General features: G+C 64.8%; 17 protein-coding genes. 11 read left to right on the top strand and 6 right to left on the bottom strand.

All coding sequences use genetic code 11. The features are described 5' to 3' along the window. Positions 1–119 precede the first annotated feature (119 nt). From lpdA to ACFOKJ_RS11475, 6 genes are all read right to left on the bottom strand, one after another. A complete protein-coding gene (gene lpdA, locus ACFOKJ_RS11450; RefSeq protein WP_390279651.1) occupies positions 120–1,913 on the bottom strand; it encodes a dihydrolipoyl dehydrogenase in 1,794 nt (597 codons plus the stop codon). A 111-nt stretch (positions 1,914–2,024) separates the two neighbouring features. Continuing rightward, on the bottom strand, positions 2,025–3,689 hold the full coding sequence (gene aceF, locus ACFOKJ_RS11455) for a dihydrolipoyllysine-residue acetyltransferase (protein WP_390279653.1): 1,665 nt from the start codon (positions 3,687–3,689) through the stop codon (positions 2,025–2,027). Between the two features lie 107 nt (positions 3,690–3,796). Continuing rightward, complete coding sequence (gene aceE / locus ACFOKJ_RS11460) at positions 3,797–6,460, bottom strand: pyruvate dehydrogenase (acetyl-transferring), homodimeric type (protein WP_390279654.1); 2,664 nt, start codon at positions 6,458–6,460, stop codon at positions 3,797–3,799. A gap of 363 nt (positions 6,461–6,823) precedes the next feature. After that, the gene (locus tag ACFOKJ_RS11465) at positions 6,824–8,281 is read right to left on the bottom strand and encodes a M48 family metalloprotease (RefSeq protein ID WP_390279656.1); all 1,458 of its coding nucleotides are present in this window, start codon (positions 8,279–8,281) and stop codon (positions 6,824–6,826) included. A gap of 59 nt (positions 8,282–8,340) precedes the next feature. Beyond that, positions 8,341–10,053, bottom strand: a complete 1,713-nt coding sequence (locus ACFOKJ_RS11470) for a SulP family inorganic anion transporter (protein WP_390279658.1) — start codon at positions 10,051–10,053, stop codon at positions 8,341–8,343. Next, on the bottom strand, positions 10,050–10,388 hold the full coding sequence (locus ACFOKJ_RS11475) for an ArsR/SmtB family transcription factor (RefSeq protein WP_390279660.1): 339 nt from the start codon (positions 10,386–10,388) through the stop codon (positions 10,050–10,052). Before ACFOKJ_RS11475 ends, ACFOKJ_RS11470 begins: the two co-directional genes overlap by 4 nt. 108 nt (positions 10,389–10,496) lie before the next feature. Between ACFOKJ_RS11475 and ACFOKJ_RS11480 the strand changes: the two genes are divergently transcribed. From ACFOKJ_RS11480 to ACFOKJ_RS11530, 11 genes are all read left to right on the top strand, one after another. Continuing rightward, positions 10,497–11,357, top strand: coding sequence for an MBL fold metallo-hydrolase (locus ACFOKJ_RS11480; protein ID WP_390279662.1), 861 nt, complete (start codon positions 10,497–10,499; stop codon positions 11,355–11,357). Positions 11,358–11,366: 9 nt separating this feature from the next. Continuing rightward, positions 11,367–12,383 carry a DUF2804 domain-containing protein gene (locus ACFOKJ_RS11485; protein ID WP_390279664.1) on the top strand — a complete coding sequence of 339 codons (1,017 nt, stop codon included), beginning with the start codon at positions 11,367–11,369 and terminating at the stop codon, positions 12,381–12,383. A gap of 27 nt (positions 12,384–12,410) precedes the next feature. Next, positions 12,411–13,073, top strand: coding sequence for a 5-oxoprolinase subunit PxpB (pxpB, locus tag ACFOKJ_RS11490; RefSeq protein ID WP_390279666.1), 663 nt, complete (start codon positions 12,411–12,413; stop codon positions 13,071–13,073). Next, positions 13,066–14,013: a 5-oxoprolinase subunit C family protein gene (locus ACFOKJ_RS11495; RefSeq protein ID WP_390279668.1), complete on the top strand. Its 948-nt coding sequence runs from the start codon at positions 13,066–13,068 to the stop codon at positions 14,011–14,013. Before pxpB ends, ACFOKJ_RS11495 begins: the two co-directional genes overlap by 8 nt. A 14-nt stretch (positions 14,014–14,027) precedes the next feature. Then, entirely contained in the window at positions 14,028–14,765 is a 738-nt protein-coding gene (gene pxpA / locus ACFOKJ_RS11500; protein ID WP_390279670.1) for a 5-oxoprolinase subunit PxpA, read from the top strand. A gap of 33 nt (positions 14,766–14,798) precedes the next feature. Then, positions 14,799–15,245: a GNAT family N-acetyltransferase gene (locus tag ACFOKJ_RS11505; RefSeq protein ID WP_390279672.1), complete on the top strand. Its 447-nt coding sequence runs from the start codon at positions 14,799–14,801 to the stop codon at positions 15,243–15,245. A 151-nt stretch (positions 15,246–15,396) separates the two neighbouring features. Further along, positions 15,397–15,966, top strand: coding sequence for a beta-class carbonic anhydrase (locus ACFOKJ_RS11510; protein WP_390279674.1), 570 nt, complete (start codon positions 15,397–15,399; stop codon positions 15,964–15,966). Positions 15,967–16,034: 68 nt separating this feature from the next. Next, entirely contained in the window at positions 16,035–16,676 is a 642-nt protein-coding gene (gene nadD / locus ACFOKJ_RS11515; RefSeq protein ID WP_390279676.1) for a nicotinate-nucleotide adenylyltransferase, read from the top strand. 287 nt (positions 16,677–16,963) lie between these two features. Further along, positions 16,964–17,332, top strand: a complete 369-nt coding sequence (gene rsfS, locus ACFOKJ_RS11520) for a ribosome silencing factor (RefSeq protein ID WP_390279678.1) — start codon at positions 16,964–16,966, stop codon at positions 17,330–17,332. Positions 17,333–17,403: 71 nt separating this feature from the next. After that, a complete protein-coding gene (gene rlmH, locus ACFOKJ_RS11525) occupies positions 17,404–17,874 on the top strand; it encodes a 23S rRNA (pseudouridine(1915)-N(3))-methyltransferase RlmH (RefSeq protein ID WP_390279680.1) in 471 nt (156 codons plus the stop codon). 241 nt (positions 17,875–18,115) lie between these two features. Continuing rightward, positions 18,116–18,805, top strand: a complete 690-nt coding sequence (locus ACFOKJ_RS11530) for a lytic transglycosylase domain-containing protein (RefSeq protein WP_390279682.1) — start codon at positions 18,116–18,118, stop codon at positions 18,803–18,805. Positions 18,806–18,927 lie beyond the last annotated feature (122 nt).

Consider the following 18,927-nt stretch of genomic DNA (forward strand, 5'->3'; position numbering starts at 1 on the left):
GGCTACACGCTGCATTTGCAGGCCAACTCCATAACTGAGGGATATGAAAAAGGGCAAGCCGTAAGGCTTGCCCTTGTTGCTGCACGCTGCGGCCAACGTTGGCCGCAAGCTGTGTGCGATTACTTCTTGCGCTGCGGCGGCAGGTCGGTGCAGCTGCCGTGTGCCACTTCGGCGGCCATGCCGATGCTTTCGCCCAGAGTGGGGTGAGCATGGATGGTCTTGCCGATGTCGGTGGCGTCGCAGCCCATTTCCACTGCCAGGCAGATTTCGCCCAGCATGTCGCCGGCGTGGGTGCCGACGATGGCGCCGCCGATGACCTGATGCGTTTCCGCATCGAAAATCAGCTTGGTGAAGCCTTCGTCACGACCGTTGGCGATGGCGCGGCCGGAGGCGGCCCACGGGAACACCGATTTCTCGATCTTGATGCCGTCGCGCTTGGCCTGCTCTTCGGTCACGCCAACCCATGCCACTTCCGGGTCGGTGTAGGCCACGCCCGGAATCACGCGGGCGTCGAAGTAGGATTTGCCGCCGGCGCAGTTTTCCGCCGCAACGTGCGCCTCGTGCACCGCCTTGTGGGCCAGCATCGGCTGGCCGACGATGTCGCCGATAGCGTAGATGTGCGGCACGTTGGTGCGCTGCTGCTTGTCCACTTCGATGAAGCCGCGATCGGTTACCGCCACACCGGCGTTTTCAGCGCCGATCAGCTTGCCGTTCGGCGCGCGGCCGGCTGCTACCAGTACCAGGTCGTAGCGCTGCGGCTCGGCTGGGGCCTTGGCGCCTTCAAACGTGACGTAGATGCCGTCTTCACGAGCTTCCACTGCCACGGTCTTGGTGCTGGTCATGATGTTGTCGAAGCGGTGGGCGTTCATCTTTTCCCACACCTTCACCAGGTCGCGGTCGGCGCCCTGCATCAGGCCATCCATCATCTCCACCACGTCCAGGCGCGCGCCCAGGGTGGAGTACACGGTGCCCATTTCCAGACCAATGATGCCGCCGCCGATGATCAGCATTTTCTTCGGCACGGCCTTGAGTTCCAGCGCGCCGGTGGAATCCACGATGCGCGGGTCCTGCGGGATGAACGGCAGGTTCACCACGCGGCTGCCGGCGGCGATGATGGCGTTGTTGAACTTCACCACCTGCTTGGCGCCGGTCTTGGCTTGCCCGGCGCCTTCGGTGGTTTCCACCTGCAGGTGATGCGGGTCGAGGAAGCTACCCACGCCACGCACCACTTGTACCTTGCGTGCCTTGGCCATGCCGGCCAGACCACCGGTGAGCTTGCCGATTACCTTTTCCTTGTAGCCGCGCAGCATGTCGATGTCGATTTCCGGCTCGGCGTACTTGATGCCGTTGGCCGCAAGGTGTTTCACCTCGTCGATTACTGCCGCGTTGTGCAGCAGCGCCTTGGACGGGATGCAACCCACGTTCAGGCACACGCCGCCCAGGGTGGCGTAGCGTTCCACCAGCACTACTTTCAGGCCGAGGTCAGCGGCGCGGAAGGCGGCGGAGTAGCCGCCGGGGCCGGCGCCCAGTACCAGCACGTCGCATTCGATGTCAGCGCCGCCGCTATGGCTGGCGGCCTGTGGGGCAGCTACCGGCGCGGCTGCCGGCGCAGCAGCTTGCGGCGCAGCGGCCGGAGCTGCAGCTGTAGGTGCCGGGGCAGCCGCGGCTGCGCCGGCGGCTTCGATGACCACGATCACGTCGCCTTCCGACACCTTGCCACCCACGGCGGTGCGTACTTCCTTCACCACGCCGGCGGCTTCCGCCGGTACTTCCATGGTGGCCTTGTCGGTTTCCAGGGTGATGAGGCTGTCGTCCTTGGCCACACTGTCGCCCGGCTTCACGAACACTTCGATCACGTCCACGTTGCTGTGGCCGCCGATGTCCGGCACTTTCAGTTCAATCAGATTGCTCATGGCTATTCATCCGTAGGGCGGAAGCCCGCAGGGGCGTTCCGCCGATATTCAGCTAGCTCGCAAACAGCGGGCGGAAGCCCCGGCAAGCCGGAGTTTCCGCCCTGCGCGTGATTACAGAATCAGGCGACGCACGTCGGACAGCAGCTTGCCCAGGTACACGGTGAAGCGGGCAGCGGCAGCGCCGTCGATCACGCGGTGGTCGAAGGACAGGCTCAGCGGGCACATCAGGCGCGGCGCGAATTCCTTGCCGTTCCATACCGGCTTGATCTGCGACTTGCACACGCCGAGGATGGCCACTTCCGGCGCATTCACAATCGGAGTGAAGCTGGTGCCGCCAATGCCGCCCAGGCTGGAGATGGTGAAGGTGGCGCCCTGCATGTCGGTAGGCTTGAGCTTGCCGTCACGCGCCAGCGCGGACAGGTCGGTCAGCTCCTTGGCGATCTCGCGCAGGCCTTTCTGGTCCACGTTCTTGATCACCGGTACCACCAGGCCGTTCGGCGTATCGGCGGCAAAGCCGATGTGGTAGTACTGCTTGAGCACCAGGTTGTCGCCATCCAGCGAGCTGTTGAACGCAGGGAAGGCTTTCAGCGCCTCGGCGGCGGCCTTGATGATGAAGGCCAGCGGGCTGATCTTCAGGCCGGATTTTTCCCACTCCTTGCCGATCTGCTTGCGGAAGTCTTCCAGCTCGGTGATGTCGCACTCGTCGTTGAAGGTTACGTGCGGGATCATCACCCAGTTGCGGCTGAGGTTGGCACCGGAAATCTTCTGGATGCGCGACAGCGGCTTGGTTTCGATCGGGCCGAACTTGGCGAAGTCCACCTTCGGCCACGGCAGCAGATCGAGGCCCACGCCGGAACCGGCCGAGGCGGCAGCCGGGGCCAGCGCCGCCGGGTTCTGCATCACGGCCTTCACGAAGCCCTTCACGTCGGCATCGACGATACGGCCCTTGCGGCCGGAGCCTTTCACCTTGGACAGGTCAACGCCCAGCTCACGCGCCAGCTTGCGTACCGACGGGCCGGCATGCGACTTGGCAAAACCGGCTTCGTTGAAGGCGGCGGCCACGGCAGCAGCTACCGGGGCCACTACCGGCGCAGCCGGAGCGGCAGCAGGTGCAGCAGCAACCGGTGCGGCTACCGGTGCAGGTGCGGCGGCAGCCGGAGCAGCAGCGGCGCCCGCGCCTTCCACCACCACGATCAGATCGCCTTCGCTGATCTTGTCGCCTACCTTCACTTTGACTTCCACCACGCGGCCAGCGGCAGTGGCCGGCACTTCCATAGTGGCCTTGTCGGTTTCCAGGGTGATCAGGCTGTCGTCCAGCTTGATCTCGTCACCCACTTTTACCGCCACTTCGATTACGTCCACACCGCTGTGGCCGCCGATATCCGGCACGCGGATCTCGCTACGGCCAACGTTGGCCGCAGCTGCCGGGGCAGCCGGGGCCGGAGCGCTGGCTACTGCAGCCGGGGCGGCGGCAGGCGCGGCGGCCGGAGCCGGAGCAGGAGCCGCAGCAGCCGGGGCCGGTGCAGCGGCGCTCGCGCCCACTTCGATGATGGCGATCACGTCGCCTTCGGAAATCTTGCCACCCAGTACCGCACGCACTTCCTTCACCACGCCGGCGGCTTCCGCCGGTACTTCCATGGTGGCCTTGTCGGTTTCCAGGGTGATCAGGGAGTCATCCACCGCCACGCTCTGGCCGGGCTGGATGAACACTTCGATGATGTCTACGTTGCTGTGACCGCCGATGTCGGGCACTTTCAGTTCGATCAGATTGCTCATGGTTTTATCCACATCCACGTAGGGCGGACACCCGCAGGGGCATGCCGCCAAATGTCTTGGCTGTCAGGCGGAACGCCCCGGCTGCTGCCGGGGCTTCCGCCCTACCGTTACACCTTCCAGCTCGGCAGCTTGTTCAGGTCGATGCCGTACTTGGCGATGGCTTCGGCTACCTTGGTGGCCTCTACCTTGCCTTCGCGCGCCAGGGCGGACAGTGCCGCCACGGCCACGTAGTAACGGTTCACTTCGAAGAACTCGCGCAGCTTGGCGCGGCTGTCGGAGCGACCGAAGCCGTCGGTGCCCAGCACCACGTAACGGCCCGGCACGTATTCGCGGATCTGGTCAGCGTAGTTGCGGATGTAGTCGGTAGCAGCAATCACCGGGCCGCTGTGGCCGGCCAGTTGCTGCTCGACGAAGGACTGGCGCTGTTCACCTACCGGGTTCAGCAGGTTGTGGCGGGCGGCTTCCATGCCGTCACGACGCAGCTGGTTGAAGGAGGTAACGCTCCAGATGTCGGAAGCGATGCCGAAGTCGTTGCGCAGCAGGTCGGCAGCGGCAATCACTTCGCGCAGGATGGTGCCGGAGCCCATCAGCTGCACTTTCACCGCGGCGTCGCCGCCATCCTTCAGCAGGTACATGCCCTTGAGAATGCCCTCTTCGGCGCCTTGCGGCATGGCCGGGTGGGTGTAGTTCTCGTTCATCAGGGTGATGTAGTAGAACACGTCTTCCTGCTCGACATACATGCGACGCAGACCGTCCTGCAGGATCACCGCCAGCTCGTAGGCGTAGGTCGGGTCGTAGCTGATGCAGTTCGGGATCAGGCCGGCCTGGATGTGGCTGTGACCGTCTTCGTGCTGCAGGCCTTCACCGTTCAGGGTGGTGCGGCCAGCGGTGCCGCCCAGCATGAAGCCACGGGCGCGCATGTCGCCTGCTGCCCAGGCCAGATCGCCGATACGCTGGAAACCGAACATTGAGTAGTAGATGTAGAACGGAATCATCGGGATGCCGTGGTTGGCGTAGCTGGTAGCTGCCGCAATCCACGAAGACATCGCGCCCGGCTCGTTGATGCCTTCCTGCAGCATCTGGCCGTCCTTGGATTCCTTGTAGAACATCAGCTGGTCGGCATCCTGCGGTACGTAGTTCTGACCCTGGGTGGACCAGATGCCGTACTGGCGGAACATGCCTTCCATACCGAAGGTGCGGGATTCGTCCGGCACGATCGGCACGATCTGCTTACCGATGTTCTTGTCTTTCAGCAGGATGCCCAGCTGACGGACAAAGGCCATGGTGGTGGAGTATTCGCGCTCGCCGGAATCACCCAGCTGGCTGTCGAACACGTGCAGGCCCGGCACCGCCAGCGGCGCCTTCACCGGCTTGCGGGCCGGCAGGTAGCCACCCAGCGCGGCACGGCGTTCGCGCATGTACTTCATTTCCGGGCTATCTTCCGCCGGCTTGTAGTACGGTACTTTTTCCAGATCTTCATCGGAGATCGGGATAGCAAAGCGGTCGCGGAACTTGCGCAGGTTTTCCAGCGCCATCTTCTTGGCCTGGTGGGCCACGTTCTGCGCCTCGCCGGAAGAGCCCATACCGTAACCCTTGATGGTCTTGGCCAGGATCACGGTCGGACGGCCGTTGGCGTTGTGGGTAGCCTGGTGGTAGGCGGCGTATACCTTGTGCGGATCATGGCCACCACGGTTCAGCGCCCAGATCTCGTCGTCGGACATGTTGGCCACCATCTCGCGCAGCTCCGGGTACTTGCCGAAGAAGTGCTCGCGTACGTAGGCGCCGTCCTTGGATTTGAAAGTCTGGTAGTCGCCATCCACGCACTCGTCCATGCGCTTCTTCAGCAGGCCCTTGGTGTCCATGGCCAGCAGCGGGTCCCAGCGGCTGCCCCACACTACCTTGATCACGTTCCAGCCAGAACCGCGGAAGTCGCCTTCCAGTTCCTGGATTATCTTGCCGTTGCCGCGTACCGGGCCGTCCAGACGCTGCAGGTTGCAGTTGATCACGAACACCAGGTTATCCAGGCCTTCGCGCGCGGCCAGGGCGATGGCGCCCAGGGATTCCGGCTCGTCCATCTCGCCGTCGCCGCAGAAGCACCACACCTTGCGACCCGGAGTCTTGGCCAGGCCACGGCTTTCCAGGTACTTCAGGAAGCGCGCCTGGTAGATGGCCATCAACGGGCCCAGGCCCATGGATACAGTGGGGAACTGCCAGAAGTCCGGCATCAGCCACGGGTGCGGGTAGGAGGACAGGCCACCGCCGTCCACTTCCTGGCGGAAGCTGTCCATCTGCTGTTCGCTGATGCGGCCTTCCAGGAAGGCGCGGGAGTAGACGCCCGGGGCAATGTGGCCCTGGAAGTACACCAGATCGCCTTCCTGCTCGTCGTTGTGGGCGCGCCAGAAATGGTTGAAGCCTACGTCGTACAGGGTGGCGGAAGACTGGAACGACGCGATGTGGCCGCCCAGTTCGAGATCTTTCTTGCCGGCACGCAGCACCATGGCCATGGCGTTCCAGCGGTTGATCGAGCGGATGCGGTGCTCCAGCTCGTGGTTACCCGGCGATTTCTGTTCTTTCACCACCGGGATGGTGTTCTGGTAAGCGGTGGTGGCTTCGAACGGCAGGTGAGCACCGCGACGGCGGGTGCGCTCTACCATTTTCTCCAGCAGGTAATGGGCGCGCTCGGCACCGTCATTGTCCAGTACCGACTCGACTGCCTCGGTCCATTCCTGGGTTTCAATCGGATCGATATCGTCAGGGTAGATTGCTGCCATCTCACATCCTCACTGTTATTTTCCATGCCGGCCCACAATGGGGGGCGGGCTGGCATACATTGGGCCCTATCTTGGGCCACACGACTGCAAACGATTATAATCGAACAAATCCGCAAATAAAATTTGCGAAAATGAAAACATTCTTACACGCGGCAGAGTGTATAGCCTGCCTGTTTCGCGAAGGAATAGGCTATTAGGGTTTTCACTCGAAAACGGCTTTAAATTCATGGATATTGCAGCGCATCATGTTGTTTTTTTGCGATATGCCAAGGACTGGCAACGGCCTGAGCATGCCAGCAGAATCCGGCGGCAAGCGCTGGCTGCAGGGGTTTGCGCTGTAGTGGCGGCACTACGCGGCCAACCTCAGGGCTTGTCGTCGCGCTGACCAGGTTTCAGCTTAGTGCCGATTTCACGCAATCGGGCTTCGATAGACGAGCGCAGGTAGAAGTCATCGCCGCTCGCCTGGGTGGCAAGTTGATACTGCAGACGCGCGGATTCGAACTTTTGTTCGAAAAAGAACGCATTACCCAGCGCGGCATGATATCGAAGCGCGTCTGCCTCGCCGTAACTGCGCGCGGCCAGGCGCCACAGCTGCGGGCTGTCCTGGTAGCGCGCCAGTGCGGCATCGATGGCCTGCCGTGCCTCGGCCTGGCGATTGGCCTGCAGCAGGGTGTCGATCAGCGCCAGGCGCAGCGCGCGCCGTGCCGGATAGACATCCAACCCCTGGCGCAGCGTGGTCACCGCTTGCGCCTGCTGCCCGCCGGCACGCTGCAGCTCGGCCTCCAGCAACAGCAGCGACGGGTGTGCCGGCAGCGCGGCCTTGACCTGGGGCCATAGCGCCTGGGCTTCCTTCAGGTTGCCGTGGGCCAGCTGGGCGCGCAGCAGGCCATACAGCATGGCGCCACGATTCAGGTAGCGCCTGCTGTTCAGTGCGCTGCTGTAGAACGGCAATACCTGTTCCGCCGGCATGGCGGCCACCCGCATCTTTTCGCGCATCAGCAGGTAGTCGGTGCTGTCCAGCCGCATGCGCGCCGGGTAGGACTGGGCCCGCGACTGGCTTTCGCCAAGCCGTTCCACGGTAAGCGGGTGAGTCTGCAGGAAGCCGAAGGCATTGTTGTCGTTGTGACGGTGTACCTGCTGCAGACGCTCGAAAAACGCCGGCATGGTACGCGGGTCGTAGCCGGCACCGGCCAGGTACTGCATGCCCATGCGGTCAGCTTCGCGCTCGAAATCGCGGCTGTAGGCCAGCTGCTGACTCATGCCCAGCCCCATGCCGGCATTCATTGCCCCTATGGCGACATCACTGTTGTTGCTGCGCGCTCCGGCCACGATGCCGGCCAGGATCGCCGCCCACACCCACAGCTGGTTCTGGCTGCTGCTCTGGTACATGCGCGCCAGGTGGCGCTGGGTGACGTGAGCGATTTCATGCGCCAGCACCGATGCCAGCTCGCCTTCGTTCTGGGTGGCGGTTACCAGGCCGCTGTGCACGCCGATCACCCCGCCAGGCAGGGCGAAGGCGTTGATGCTGGCATCGCGCACGGCAAAGAAGCTGACTGGTGTCTGTGGCGCCTGTGCCGCCGCGGCCAGGGCGGCGCCGAGGTCGGCAAGGTAGTCGTTCACCTCGGCATCGTCGATGACATCGCCGTCATCCTGCAGCGAGCGCAGGATATCGCGGCCGATGCGGTTCTCCTCCGCCAGCGGCACCGCGGATTCCGCCACGGTGCCAAGATTGGGCAGGTTGTCGCTGGCGAGCGGCGCGCTGGCCGGCCAGGCCAGCAGCAGCGCTGCCAGCAGGGCAGTGAGTCGGGGAGCGGATGTCATGCCGGGTATGATAGCCAGATGTGCGACAAGTTCGTTAGCCGGTTTGCAAGCGGACAGTATCAAATATGGAAATCCGGCGCCGGCGTCAGCGCCTGCCAGCCAGCATAGGTAGACAGATGCACGCGGCCGGTAAAGCGCTCGGCCAGCCCGGCGCCCAGCATCACGTCCCACACCGGCCCCTTCACCTCGGCCAGCTGCAGGCGTATGCCGCGTTCGGCCAAAGTTTCGTCCAGCCGCTGCAGCATGGCCAGCGCGGTGACATCCACGCGGTTCACCGCGCTCATCACCAGCAGCAGGGTATGCACCTGCCGCTCCGCGGCCAACCTAGCCAGCAGGGCGTCGCGCACATGGCGGGCATTGCCGAAATACAGGCTTTCGTCGATGCGCAGTATCAATACCCCTGGCAGGGTCTGGCACTGCGGGTAGCGCTGCACATTGCGAAAATGGCTGCCGCCCGGCAGCAGGCCCAGCTCGGCCATGTGCGGGCGGCTGCTTTTCATCAGCCACGCCGCCAGCGAGATCACCACCCCGGCGATGATGCCGCTGTCCACCCCCAGCCACAGCACCAGCAGGAAGGTCACGGCAAAGGCAATGGCATCGCTGCGATCCGCCCGCCAGGCCTGCAACAGGGGCTGCAGTCGCACCTGCGGCGCCACGGCAGCCATGATGGTGGCGGCCAGCACGCTGAGCGGCAGACTGGCCAGCAGGCCGCTGCCCCAGGCCAGCAGCGCCGCGATCATTGCCATGGTGATCAGCGAGGCCAGCTGCGTGTTGGCGCCGGCTTCGGCATTCACTATCGAACGGGTAAGGCCGCCGGTAACCGGAAAGCCGCCGCACAGGCCGGCACCAAGGTTGCAGGCCCCCAGCGCCAGCAGTTCCCGATCTGGGTCCACCGTCTCGCGGCGCGGAATTGCCAGCAGCTGTGCCACCGACAGGCTCTGCACATAGTTGATCAGGGCAATGAAGAACGCCGGCAACACCAGCGCCGCCAGACCACTGGCCGGCAGCGCCGGCAGGCTGATCGCGGGCAAGCCGGCGGGGATGCGGCCAACCTGCGGCAGCTGCCCCTGCCAGCCCAGCCAGGCTACCAGCAGCATGCTGCCCGCCAGCACCAGCATGGGCAGGCCACGCGACAGTATCGCCAGCAGCAAGCCGTGCAGCCGCCAGGCATGCAGTAACCGCGGCAAGCCGCTGCGCGCCCACCACAGCAGCAGCAGCGCCGGCAGGCCAAGCAACAGCGCGGGCTGCGAATAGTTGCCCGCGTGCAGCCACAAGTTATCCACAATGGCGGGCAGACTGGCACCGGTTGCACGGAAGCCGGCCAGCGGCCCCAGCTGGCTCAGCACGATCAGCAAGGCCGAGGCGGCAGTGAAGCCGGCCAGTACCGGCTCGGACAGCACATCGGCGAGAAAGCCCAGCCGCAACAGGCCGAACAGCAGCAGCATGGCGCCGGACAGCAGCGCCAGCCAGATGGCGGCCAGCAGATAGTCGCCCGCGGAACCCAGCCCCAGCTTGGCCAGGCTGGCGGCCACTAGCAAGGAGGTCACCGCCATCGGCCCCACCGACTGGGCGTGACTGCGCCCCAGCAGCGCGTACAACAGCAGCGGCAGCAGGCTGGCATACAGCCCGACCTGCGGCGGCAGCCCCGCCACCAGCGCGTAGGCCAGCCCCTGCGGTACCAGCAGCAGTGCTACCAGCACGCCGGCGCTGACATCCCCTGCCAGCCACTCTTGCCGGTAGTGCCGCAGCCAGTCGGGCAACCAGACGGTCATGCGTCGGATACGGCGTGTTCCGCTTCCTGCCCGGCCTCGACCTTGCCGCAGTACAGGCCGTACAGGGTGTCGAGAATGGCCAGTGCCTGCTCGCTGGCGACGCTGTAGTAGATCCACTTGCCTTCGCGGCGGGTGCTCACCAGCACCTCGTTGCGCAGCACGCCCAGCTGCTGCGACAGCGTGGGTTGACGGATGCCGGTGAGCCGCTCCAGCTCGGACACGGTTTTTTCGCCGTCCACCAGCTGGCACAGCAGTAGCAGCCGGTCCTCGTTGGCCAGGCTCTTCAGCAAGGCAGCCGCGCGGGAGGCGTTGTCATGCAGTACAGTCAAATCCATGGATATCCCCACTCTGTCTTATCCACATGCAGCGATTATCGCGCCACCTGGATATTATATTTTAATATATAGTGAATCGTGTAACTTTTGTCAGCCACAGGAGCGGCAATGCAAGCACGCATCGAACCCTTCTTCGACCCGGTAACCGGCACCTACAGCTACGTGGTGTACGACCAGCCGGCCGGCCACGCCGCCATCATCGACCCGGTACTGGATTACGACCCCAAGTCCGGACGCACCAGCACCGGCAACGCCCAGCGGCTGGTGGATTTCATCAATGCACAGCAACTGCAGCTGGAATGGATTCTGGAAACCCATGCCCATGCCGACCACCTTACCGCGGCGGCCTGGCTGAAACAGCAGCTGGGGGGGCGTACCGGCATAGGTTGTCACATCGATACGGTACAGCGCGTATTCAAGCCGATATTCCAACTGGAAGACGAATTTGCCACCGATGGGCGGCAATTTGACCAGCTTTTTGCCGATGGCGACAGCCTGCGTGTCGGGGAATTGTTGCTGAATGTAATTGCCCTGCCCGGCCATACCCCGGCCGACATCGGCTACCAGGTCGGCGATGACGTATTCATTGGCGATACGCTATTCCAGCCGGACGTGGGCAGCGCGCGCTGCGACTTTCCCGGTGGCGATGCCGCCACACTGTACCAATCGGTGCAGCGGCTACTGTCGCTGCCAGACCACACCCGGCTGTGGCTGTGCCACGACTACCCGCCGGCGGGCCGCGAACCGGCCCCCTGCAGCACAGTGGCGCAGCAGAAGGCTGCCAATATCCATGTTGGCCGCGGCATCAGCGCCGCCGACTTCATCGCCCTGCGCCGGGCACGCGATGCCACGCTGGCGGCACCGGTACTGCTGCTGCCGTCCATCCAGATCAATATCCGCGCCGGCACCCTGCCGCCGCTGGCGGCCAATGGCCATGCCTACCTGAAGATTCCGCTGAACCTGCTGTAGACTGCGGCGATGATCCACTCCGTGCCCGTTGCCATGGAGCCAACCCTGCTGCCTGCGGCACCGCCGCGACTGGTACACGAGCGCGGCGTGCCGGCCTTCGGCATGTATCGCGGCATCGTGCCGCAACTGTGCTGGCGGTCGTTGCCGCTGCCGCTGCTGTCACGCCTCACCCGCAAGCTGCACCACAAGCGCTGGCAATATGCCGCCTTTGCCCATGACGATTTCCTGATCGGCGTGGCCGTGGTGGATGTAGGCTGGGCCGGCAGTGCCTTTGCCTACCTGTTCGACCGCCGGCAGCAGTGCCTGCTGGCCGAGGTGGATTTCACCGGCGCACCGCTGTTGCACTGCCGGGTGGACAACCAGGCCTTTGGCGATGCCACCTTCCGTCGCGGCAGTGATTGCATCGCCTTCCGCCATGCCGGCACCCGGCTGGAACTCACCATCAATACCCGGCCGCTGCGGCTGGCCGCCCACATTACCCTGCCTGCGGCCAACAGCGTGCTGGCCGCCATTGCCCCGGCCAACTGGCAAGCGCATGCCACTCACAAGAGCGGCGCGCTGACCTGCAGCGGCTATGCCGAGTGCAACGGCCGGCGCCTGCCGCTGGATGCCTGCCACACCAGCCTGGACGCCTCCAACGGTCTGCTGGCGCGCGACACCAGCTGGCGCTGGGCCAGCGCCCACGCCGGGCCGCTGGGCTTCAATCTGCAGGCCGGTTACATGGGCGATGCGGAAAACGCCGTCTGGCTGGAGGGCGTACCCTGGCGCGTGGCTGCGGCACGGTTCGAGTTCGATGCGGCCAAGCCGCTGGCACCTTGGCACATCCATACCGACGATGGTTGCGTGGCGCTCACCTTCACCCCGGAAGGCGCGCGCCATGGCGACAAGAACCTGCTGCTCGCCAGCAGCCGCTACGTGCAGCCGGTTGGCCGCTTCGATGGCCACCTCGTCCATCCGTCCAGCGGCGTGGTCTACCCGGTACAGGCGCTGGCCGGGGTGACCGAGGATCACCACTCGCGCTGGTAGCGCCATGCCCGCAGAAGGAGAACCCCCTTGAAACCCGCAGCCGTGCGCTGCTTCCTGCTGGGAGAGCGCGCTGTCGTTCTGGAAGCGCCACCGCCAGCCACCCTTGCCTGCCAGCGCCGCATCTGGTGGCTGGCCGACACGCTGCGTGCACAAGGAGAATTCATCGACATCGTACCCGGCATGAACAACCTCACCGTGGTACTGGCCCCGGCGCGCCACGACGGCGCTGCCGTGCTCGACCAGTTGATGGCACTGTGGCAACAGGCCGGTAGCGTTGTACTACCGCAGCGACGGGTGGATATCCCGGTTCATTACGGCGGCGAACACGGCCCGGACCTGGCGGCAGTGGCCGCGCACTGCGGGCTGTCGGAGCAGGAGGTCATCGCCCGCCACAGCGCCGCGCGCTACACCGTGTTCTTTCTCGGTTTCCAGCCCGGCTTCGCCTACCTGGGCGGGCTACCTGCCACGCTGGCCACCCCGCGCCGTGCCGAGCCACGATTGGTAGTGCCGGCCGGTAGCGTCGGCATTGGCGGCGAGCAAACCGGCATCTACCCGGCCGCCAGCCCCGGCGGTTGGCAGCTGATCGGCCACACCAGTCTGCAGCTGTTCGACCCACAACGCGAGCCTCCATCCCTGCTGCTACCCGGAGACCGCGTGCGCTTCGTGCCGCAGGAGCCCACCCATGCTTGAGATCCTCCGCCCCGGCGTGCAAACCACGGTGCAAGACCTGGGCCGCCATGGTCTGCGCCACCTGGGCATTGCGCAGAACGGTGCGCTGGATGCGCCGGCGCTGATACTCGGCAACCGCCTGCTGGGCAATGCGGCCAACCTTGCGGGGCTGGAGATCGCCTTGGGCCCGGTGGAAATACGCTTTGGCCGCGACGGCTGGTTCGCGCTAACTGGCGCCGACTTTGCCGCCACCCTGGACGGCGCGCCGGCCTGGTGCGGCTGGCGCCTGCCCTGCCGCGCCGGGCAGGTGCTGCGCCTGTCCGGCAGCCGCCACGGCATGCGTGCCTACCTGTGCGTGGATGGCGGCATCGACGTGCCGCTGGTGCTGGGCGCCCGCGCCACCGACCTGAAGGCCGGCTACGGCGGCCATCACGGCCGGGCGCTGCAGACCGGCGACCGGCTGCCGCAGGGTACTACTGTCATACAACTTGATCGCCGGCTGGGTGTGCGCCAGCGGCCATGGCAACCACTGCTGCGCGCCATCCCCGGCCCGGAATACCATGCATTCGATGCCGCCAGCCGGCAGGCATTCTGGCAGCAGGCGTGGACGGTAAGCCCGCGCAGCAACCGCATGGGCTACCGGCTGCAGGGCGAACCGCTGCAGCGCAAGCACGGTGGTGAGCTACTGTCGCATGGCGTATTGCCCGGCGTGGTACAGCTGCCACCCAGCGGCCAGCCCATCGTGTTGCTGGCAGATGCGCAGACCACCGGCGGCTACCCGCGCATCGCCAGCGTGATCGAGGCCGATCTGTGGCTGCTGGCACAGGCGCGACCCGGCAGCCGGCTGCAGTTTGTAGAATGCGATATCGCCAGCGCCCGCGCCGCACAGGAACAATGGCTACGCGACTGGCGACGTTTCGAGCTGGCAGCCTGGGGCTGCGGCCAACTTCCGCCCCTGTGAACGGGAACCAGACCATGCAGATCGACCTGAATGCCGATGTCGGCGAAGGCTGCGGCGACGATGCCGCCATCCTGGCCTGCGTCAGCTCCGCCAACATCGCCTGTGGTTGGCACGCCGGCGATGCCGCCACCATGCGCGCCGCGGTGCGTGCCGCGCTGGCAAATGGCGTGGCCATCGGCGCCCACCCCAGCTTTCCGGATCGGGAAAACTTCGGCCGCAGCGCCATGCAGCGCGCCCCGGCACAGGTACATGCCGATGTCGGCACACAGTTGGCCGCACTGGCGGCCATCGTGCAGCAGGAAGGCGGCCGGCTGGTGCACGTCAAACCACACGGTGCGCTGTATAACCAGGCGGCGCGCGACCCGGCGCTGGCCGATGCCATTGCCGCCGCGGTGCGCAACTTCGACCCGGCACTCAAGCTGATGGGCCTGTCCGGCAGCGAGTTGACCGCCGCCGCCCGCCGCCAGGGTCTGGTCGCTATCGAAGAGGTATTCGCCGACCGCGGCTATCTGGCCGACGGCAGCCTGGCGCCACGCGGCATGCCCGGTGCCGTTATCGAAGATGCCGACACCGCACTGGCACAGACCCTGCAGCTGGTAGAGCATGGCCGCGTGCTGAGCCTGGACGGCCAGAGCATCGCGCTGCGCGCCGACAGCGTGTGCCTGCACGGCGACGGCGCCCACGCGCTGGCCTTCGCCCGCCTGCTGCGCCAGCAGTTGCAGGCGCGTGGCATTACCATCCGCCCCGCCTGAAACCTTGAACCACCCTTGAACCCGAGTACCGCCATGACTCCCACTCTGCGCCCCGCCCAGCACGCCGATGCCCACGCACTGGCCACCCTCTCCACCCAGCTGGGCTACCCGGCGGACCCGGCAACGTTGGCCGCACGGCTGGCAGTGCTGCTGGCAGCGCCGGAACAGCATTTTGTCTGCGTGGTCGAAGCACAGGGGCAGGTAAGGGGCTGGATACACGGCTTTGTACGACCGCTGCTGGAATCCGCTACCTGCGTGGAAGTCGGCGGCCTGGTAGTGGCAGAGGACTGTCGCGGCCAGGGGCTGGGAGCGCAGCTGCTGGCCGCCTGCGAGCAATGGGCCGCCACACGCGGCATCGCCGAGGTGACGGTGCGCTGCGCCGAGCATCGTGCCGCCGCGCACCGCTTTTACCGGCAGCAGGGCTACAGCCATATCAAGAACCAGCTCACCTTCCGCAAGGCGGTGCCGGCAAGCCCATGAGCGGCACGGCGCCGTTGGCCGCACCAAATGTCGGGATTGGCCACCTGCATGGTCGTGGTAGCATGGCGCCCGACAAAACCATCGCGCACACTTGCCGATCCCGCGCCGCTACCCGCTGAGCACGGGCAAGCAATTGCCACAGGAGTACACAATGGGCCTGCTTAACAGCTTGCTGGAACACAACCGCGCCTTTGTCGAGGCGCGCGAGTACGAACAATTCGAGACCGACAAATTCCCGGACAAGAACCTGGCCGTGCTGGCCTGCATGGATGCGCGCCTGGTAGAACTGCTGCCCAAGGCCATGGGCCTGAAGAACGGCGACGCCAAACTAATCAAGAACGCCGGCGCGCTGGTTACCCACCAGTGGGGTTCGGTGATGCGCAGCCTGCTGGTAGCGGTATATGAGCTGCGTGCCGAGGAAATCTGCGTGGTTGCACACCACGACTGCGGCATGCGCGCCATCGACCCGAACCGCATCCTGGCCAGTGCCCAGGAACGCGGCGTCTCCGCCGAGACCATCGCCACCCTGCGTGGCGCCGGCATCGACCTGGACGGCTGGCTGAAAGGCTTCGACAACGTGCAGGACAGCGTGCGCCATACCGTGGCCACCATCCGCAGCCATCCGCTGATGCCGAAAGACATCCCGGTGCACGGCCTGGTGATCCACCCGGCCACCGGCCAGCTGGACTTGCTGGTGGACGGCTACCAGCCGCAGGCCTGATGCCCGCCGGCCATACCCAGCCAGCCATAGCGGCAGCATCTGCGCACAGCGGGGCTGCCGCTGTTGCCATGTGCCGCGTCGGCATGTTCGGCGGCACCTTCGACCCCATCCACGCCGCCCACCTGCGCATGGCGGAAGCGTTCTTCAGCCAGTGCCGGCTGGATACGCTGCGGCTGATTCCCGCCGGCAACCCCTACCATCGCGACCACGGCCCGCAGGCCAGCGCCGAACAGCGCCTGGCCATGGTGCAGCTGGCGATTGCCGACCGCGCCGGCTGGCTGGCCGACGCGCGCGAAGTGCGGCGCCAGCGCCCGGCCTATACCGTGGAAACGCTGGAAGAGCTACGCGCCGAGCTGGGGCCGGCTTGCCAGCTGTGGCTGCTGATCGGCGGCGACTCGCTGCACAACCTGCCCGGCTGGAAACGCTGGCAGGACATCCTGCACCTGGCCAATATCGCGGTGGCGGTGCGGCCCGGTTTCGATGCAGCCAAACTGCCTGCCGCACTGCAGCCCTACTGGCAGCAAGTACCTGATTTTTCAAACAGCGCGGCTTCCGGTACAATCCGCGCCCTGACCTTGCCCCCCGTTCCCCTGTCCGCCACCGAACTGCGCCACAAGCTGGCCGCTGGCGAGGACTGCAGCGGGCTGATACCCGCCGGCGTATTGCAATACATTCACCGGCATCAGCTATACCGGAATACGGCAAGGTAGGGGCGCCATGGATAAATTCACAATCTAGCGAGCTAAGACGAGACAAGGCGAAAGTGGCTGAGAAAGCGGAATTGACATGCAGTCAATGAGCATTTCGAAGACAGTTTCAACGCCGTATCGCCGACGCGCAGCAGATTGTGCACAGATTCCGAGGCGTCCCGCCGCTAGACACCCTGTGTCTTGCTGCCAACTGCCGCTGTCCGCGGCACCCCGATCTTTTACGGAACCTCTGGCCGCCGCGACCGCTACCCTGCCGCCATGTCCCGCAACGTACTGCAAGGAAACACATGGAAGTTCAAGACATCGCCAAACTGGCCGTCGAAGCCCTGGAAGACGTAAAGGGCAAGGATATCGTCGAGCTCGACACCACCAACCTGACCTCGCTGTTCTCGCGCCTGGTCGTGTGCACCGGCGACTCCAATCGCCAGGTGAAGGCACTGGCCAACAACGTGGCCGTGACCCTGAAGGAAGCCGGCGTGGAGCTGGTAGGTACCGAAGGCCACGAAAGCGGCGAATGGGTGCTGGTGGATGCCGGTGACGTGGTTGTACACGTAATGCTGCCGGCCGTGCGCGACTACTACGACATCGAAGCGCTGTGGGGCGGCCAGAAGCCGTCCTTCAACCCGGTGGGCCGTCCGTGGAACGCTGCCGTTTAAGCTAGCCGCACGACCCGAAGTTGGCCGCACCGTCGCAAGGCGCTGCGGCCAAGCTTTTTTGGAAAGCCGATATGAAAATCACGCTACTGGCCGTGGGCAGCAAGATGCCGCGCTGGGTGGACGAGGCCTTTGCCGACTACAGTAAACGCTTTGGCCGTGACATCAGCTTCGAGCTGAAAGAGATCAAGCCGGAAAAACGCGGTGGCGGCGTTACCGCCGAAAAGGGCATTGCCGCCGAGCACGAGCGCATCGTGGCCGCCATCCCCCCGCGCAGCAAGCTGGTCATCCTGGACGAGCGCGGCAAGAACTGGACCTCGATGCAGCTATCCGCCGCCATGAAGGAGTGGATGGCCGGCGGTGACGACATCACCATCGTCATCGGCGGCGCCGATGGCCTGTCGGCGGAGCTGAAGCAACGCGCCGACATCATGCTGCAACTGTCGGCCATGACCCTGCCGCACGGCATGGTGCGCGTGCTGCTGGCCGAGCAGCTGTACCGCGCCTATTCCATCCTCAACAATCACCCCTACCACCGCGAATAAGCGCTGCCGGCGTTGTCAGCGCACGACAAGTCGCTGATTTTTCTGCCGGCCAGTGCCGTGCCTGTTACAAGGTGTTTAACGGCGCAAGGCCCGCCAACACTGGCTTGCCACTGTCAAAATGCAGTTTTATTGCCATGCCGACGGCGTTATTTGTAAGTTTTACTTACTGGAAAATTCGGAACTTCCTTATTAATATGCAGACATCGGCCGTTACGGCCTTCGGTTCTTTGAGACGATGATCATGACTTCCCGCGTATTTCTGGCCGCTCTGCTGGGCCTGCTGCTGCTCCCCGCAGCCCATGCCGACAGCAGCACCCCGATTGCCAGTGATTACGACGTGCATGCCGATGCCATCGCCCCGGGCCTGGGCGCCACGCTGAGTTTCGATATTCCGCGACCGGTGCTGCAGCCGGAAGCCATCGCCCAGAACACACTGCCGATTCCGCAAGTCAACGCTCCTGGCTACAACCGCCAGATGGCGGCTGCATTTAGCAAGATGGTGGAACGGGTAGCGCGGGAGCACAATCTGGATCCGCAGCTGCTGCATTCCATCATCACCGTGGAATCCGGCTACAACCCTGGCGCCATTTCACCCAAGGGCGCCCTCGGCCTGATGCAGCTGATGCCGGATACCGCCAGCCGCTTTGGCGCCAGCAACCCGCTGGACCCGGCACAGAATATCCGCGCCGGCGCTCGCTATGTGCGCTTCCTACTGTCGCTGTTCAACCGCGACATGCCACTGGTACTGGCCGCCTACAACGCCGGTGAAGGCGCGGTAAGCAAGTACCGCAACACCATTCCGCCCTACCAGGAAACCCGCGAATACGTGGCCAAGGTGCTGGCTTCCTACCAGAAACGCACCGGCCAGAGCCTGCTGCCGGCACAGTATCAGCGCGTGAAACTGGTGCTGCCAAGCGAGATGCCGCTGTAAACAAAGCCCGGCACACTGCCGTAATGCCGTTCACTTAAGCAAGTGGACGGCATTTTTCATGGTGCGAATCTTGCTCATATCCCGGCCAAGTTAACTCTGACACTCTGGCTCCAATGGTTGGC

Origin of the sequence: Vogesella amnigena, from assembly GCF_042648905.1 — a bacterium.
Taxonomy (GTDB): Bacteria; Pseudomonadota; Gammaproteobacteria; order Burkholderiales; family Chromobacteriaceae; genus Vogesella; species Vogesella amnigena.

Excerpts from the sequence above, each read along its gene's own strand:
- lpdA (WP_390279651.1), bottom strand. The coding sequence starts at position 1,913 with ATGAGCAATCTGATTGAACTGAAAGTGCCGGACATCGGCGGCCACAGC.
- aceF (WP_390279653.1), bottom strand. The coding sequence starts at position 3,689 with ATGAGCAATCTGATCGAACTGAAAGTGCCCGACATCGGCGGTCACAGC.
- aceE (WP_390279654.1), bottom strand. The coding sequence starts at position 6,460 with ATGGCAGCAATCTACCCTGACGATATCGATCCGATTGAAACCCAGGAA.
- ACFOKJ_RS11465 (WP_390279656.1), bottom strand. The coding sequence starts at position 8,281 with ATGACATCCGCTCCCCGACTCACTGCCCTGCTGGCAGCGCTGCTGCTG.
- ACFOKJ_RS11470 (WP_390279658.1), bottom strand. The coding sequence starts at position 10,053 with ATGACCGTCTGGTTGCCCGACTGGCTGCGGCACTACCGGCAAGAGTGG.
- ACFOKJ_RS11475 (WP_390279660.1), bottom strand. The coding sequence starts at position 10,388 with ATGGATTTGACTGTACTGCATGACAACGCCTCCCGCGCGGCTGCCTTG.
- ACFOKJ_RS11480 (WP_390279662.1), top strand. The coding sequence starts at position 10,497 with ATGCAAGCACGCATCGAACCCTTCTTCGACCCGGTAACCGGCACCTAC.
- ACFOKJ_RS11485 (WP_390279664.1), top strand. The coding sequence starts at position 11,367 with ATGATCCACTCCGTGCCCGTTGCCATGGAGCCAACCCTGCTGCCTGCG.
- ACFOKJ_RS11495 (WP_390279668.1), top strand. The coding sequence starts at position 13,066 with ATGCTTGAGATCCTCCGCCCCGGCGTGCAAACCACGGTGCAAGACCTG.
- pxpA (WP_390279670.1), top strand. The coding sequence starts at position 14,028 with ATGCAGATCGACCTGAATGCCGATGTCGGCGAAGGCTGCGGCGACGAT.
- ACFOKJ_RS11505 (WP_390279672.1), top strand. The coding sequence starts at position 14,799 with ATGACTCCCACTCTGCGCCCCGCCCAGCACGCCGATGCCCACGCACTG.
- ACFOKJ_RS11510 (WP_390279674.1), top strand. The coding sequence starts at position 15,397 with ATGGGCCTGCTTAACAGCTTGCTGGAACACAACCGCGCCTTTGTCGAG.
- nadD (WP_390279676.1), top strand. The coding sequence starts at position 16,035 with ATGTGCCGCGTCGGCATGTTCGGCGGCACCTTCGACCCCATCCACGCC.
- rsfS (WP_390279678.1), top strand. The coding sequence starts at position 16,964 with ATGGAAGTTCAAGACATCGCCAAACTGGCCGTCGAAGCCCTGGAAGAC.
- rlmH (WP_390279680.1), top strand. The coding sequence starts at position 17,404 with ATGAAAATCACGCTACTGGCCGTGGGCAGCAAGATGCCGCGCTGGGTG.
- ACFOKJ_RS11530 (WP_390279682.1), top strand. The coding sequence starts at position 18,116 with ATGACTTCCCGCGTATTTCTGGCCGCTCTGCTGGGCCTGCTGCTGCTC.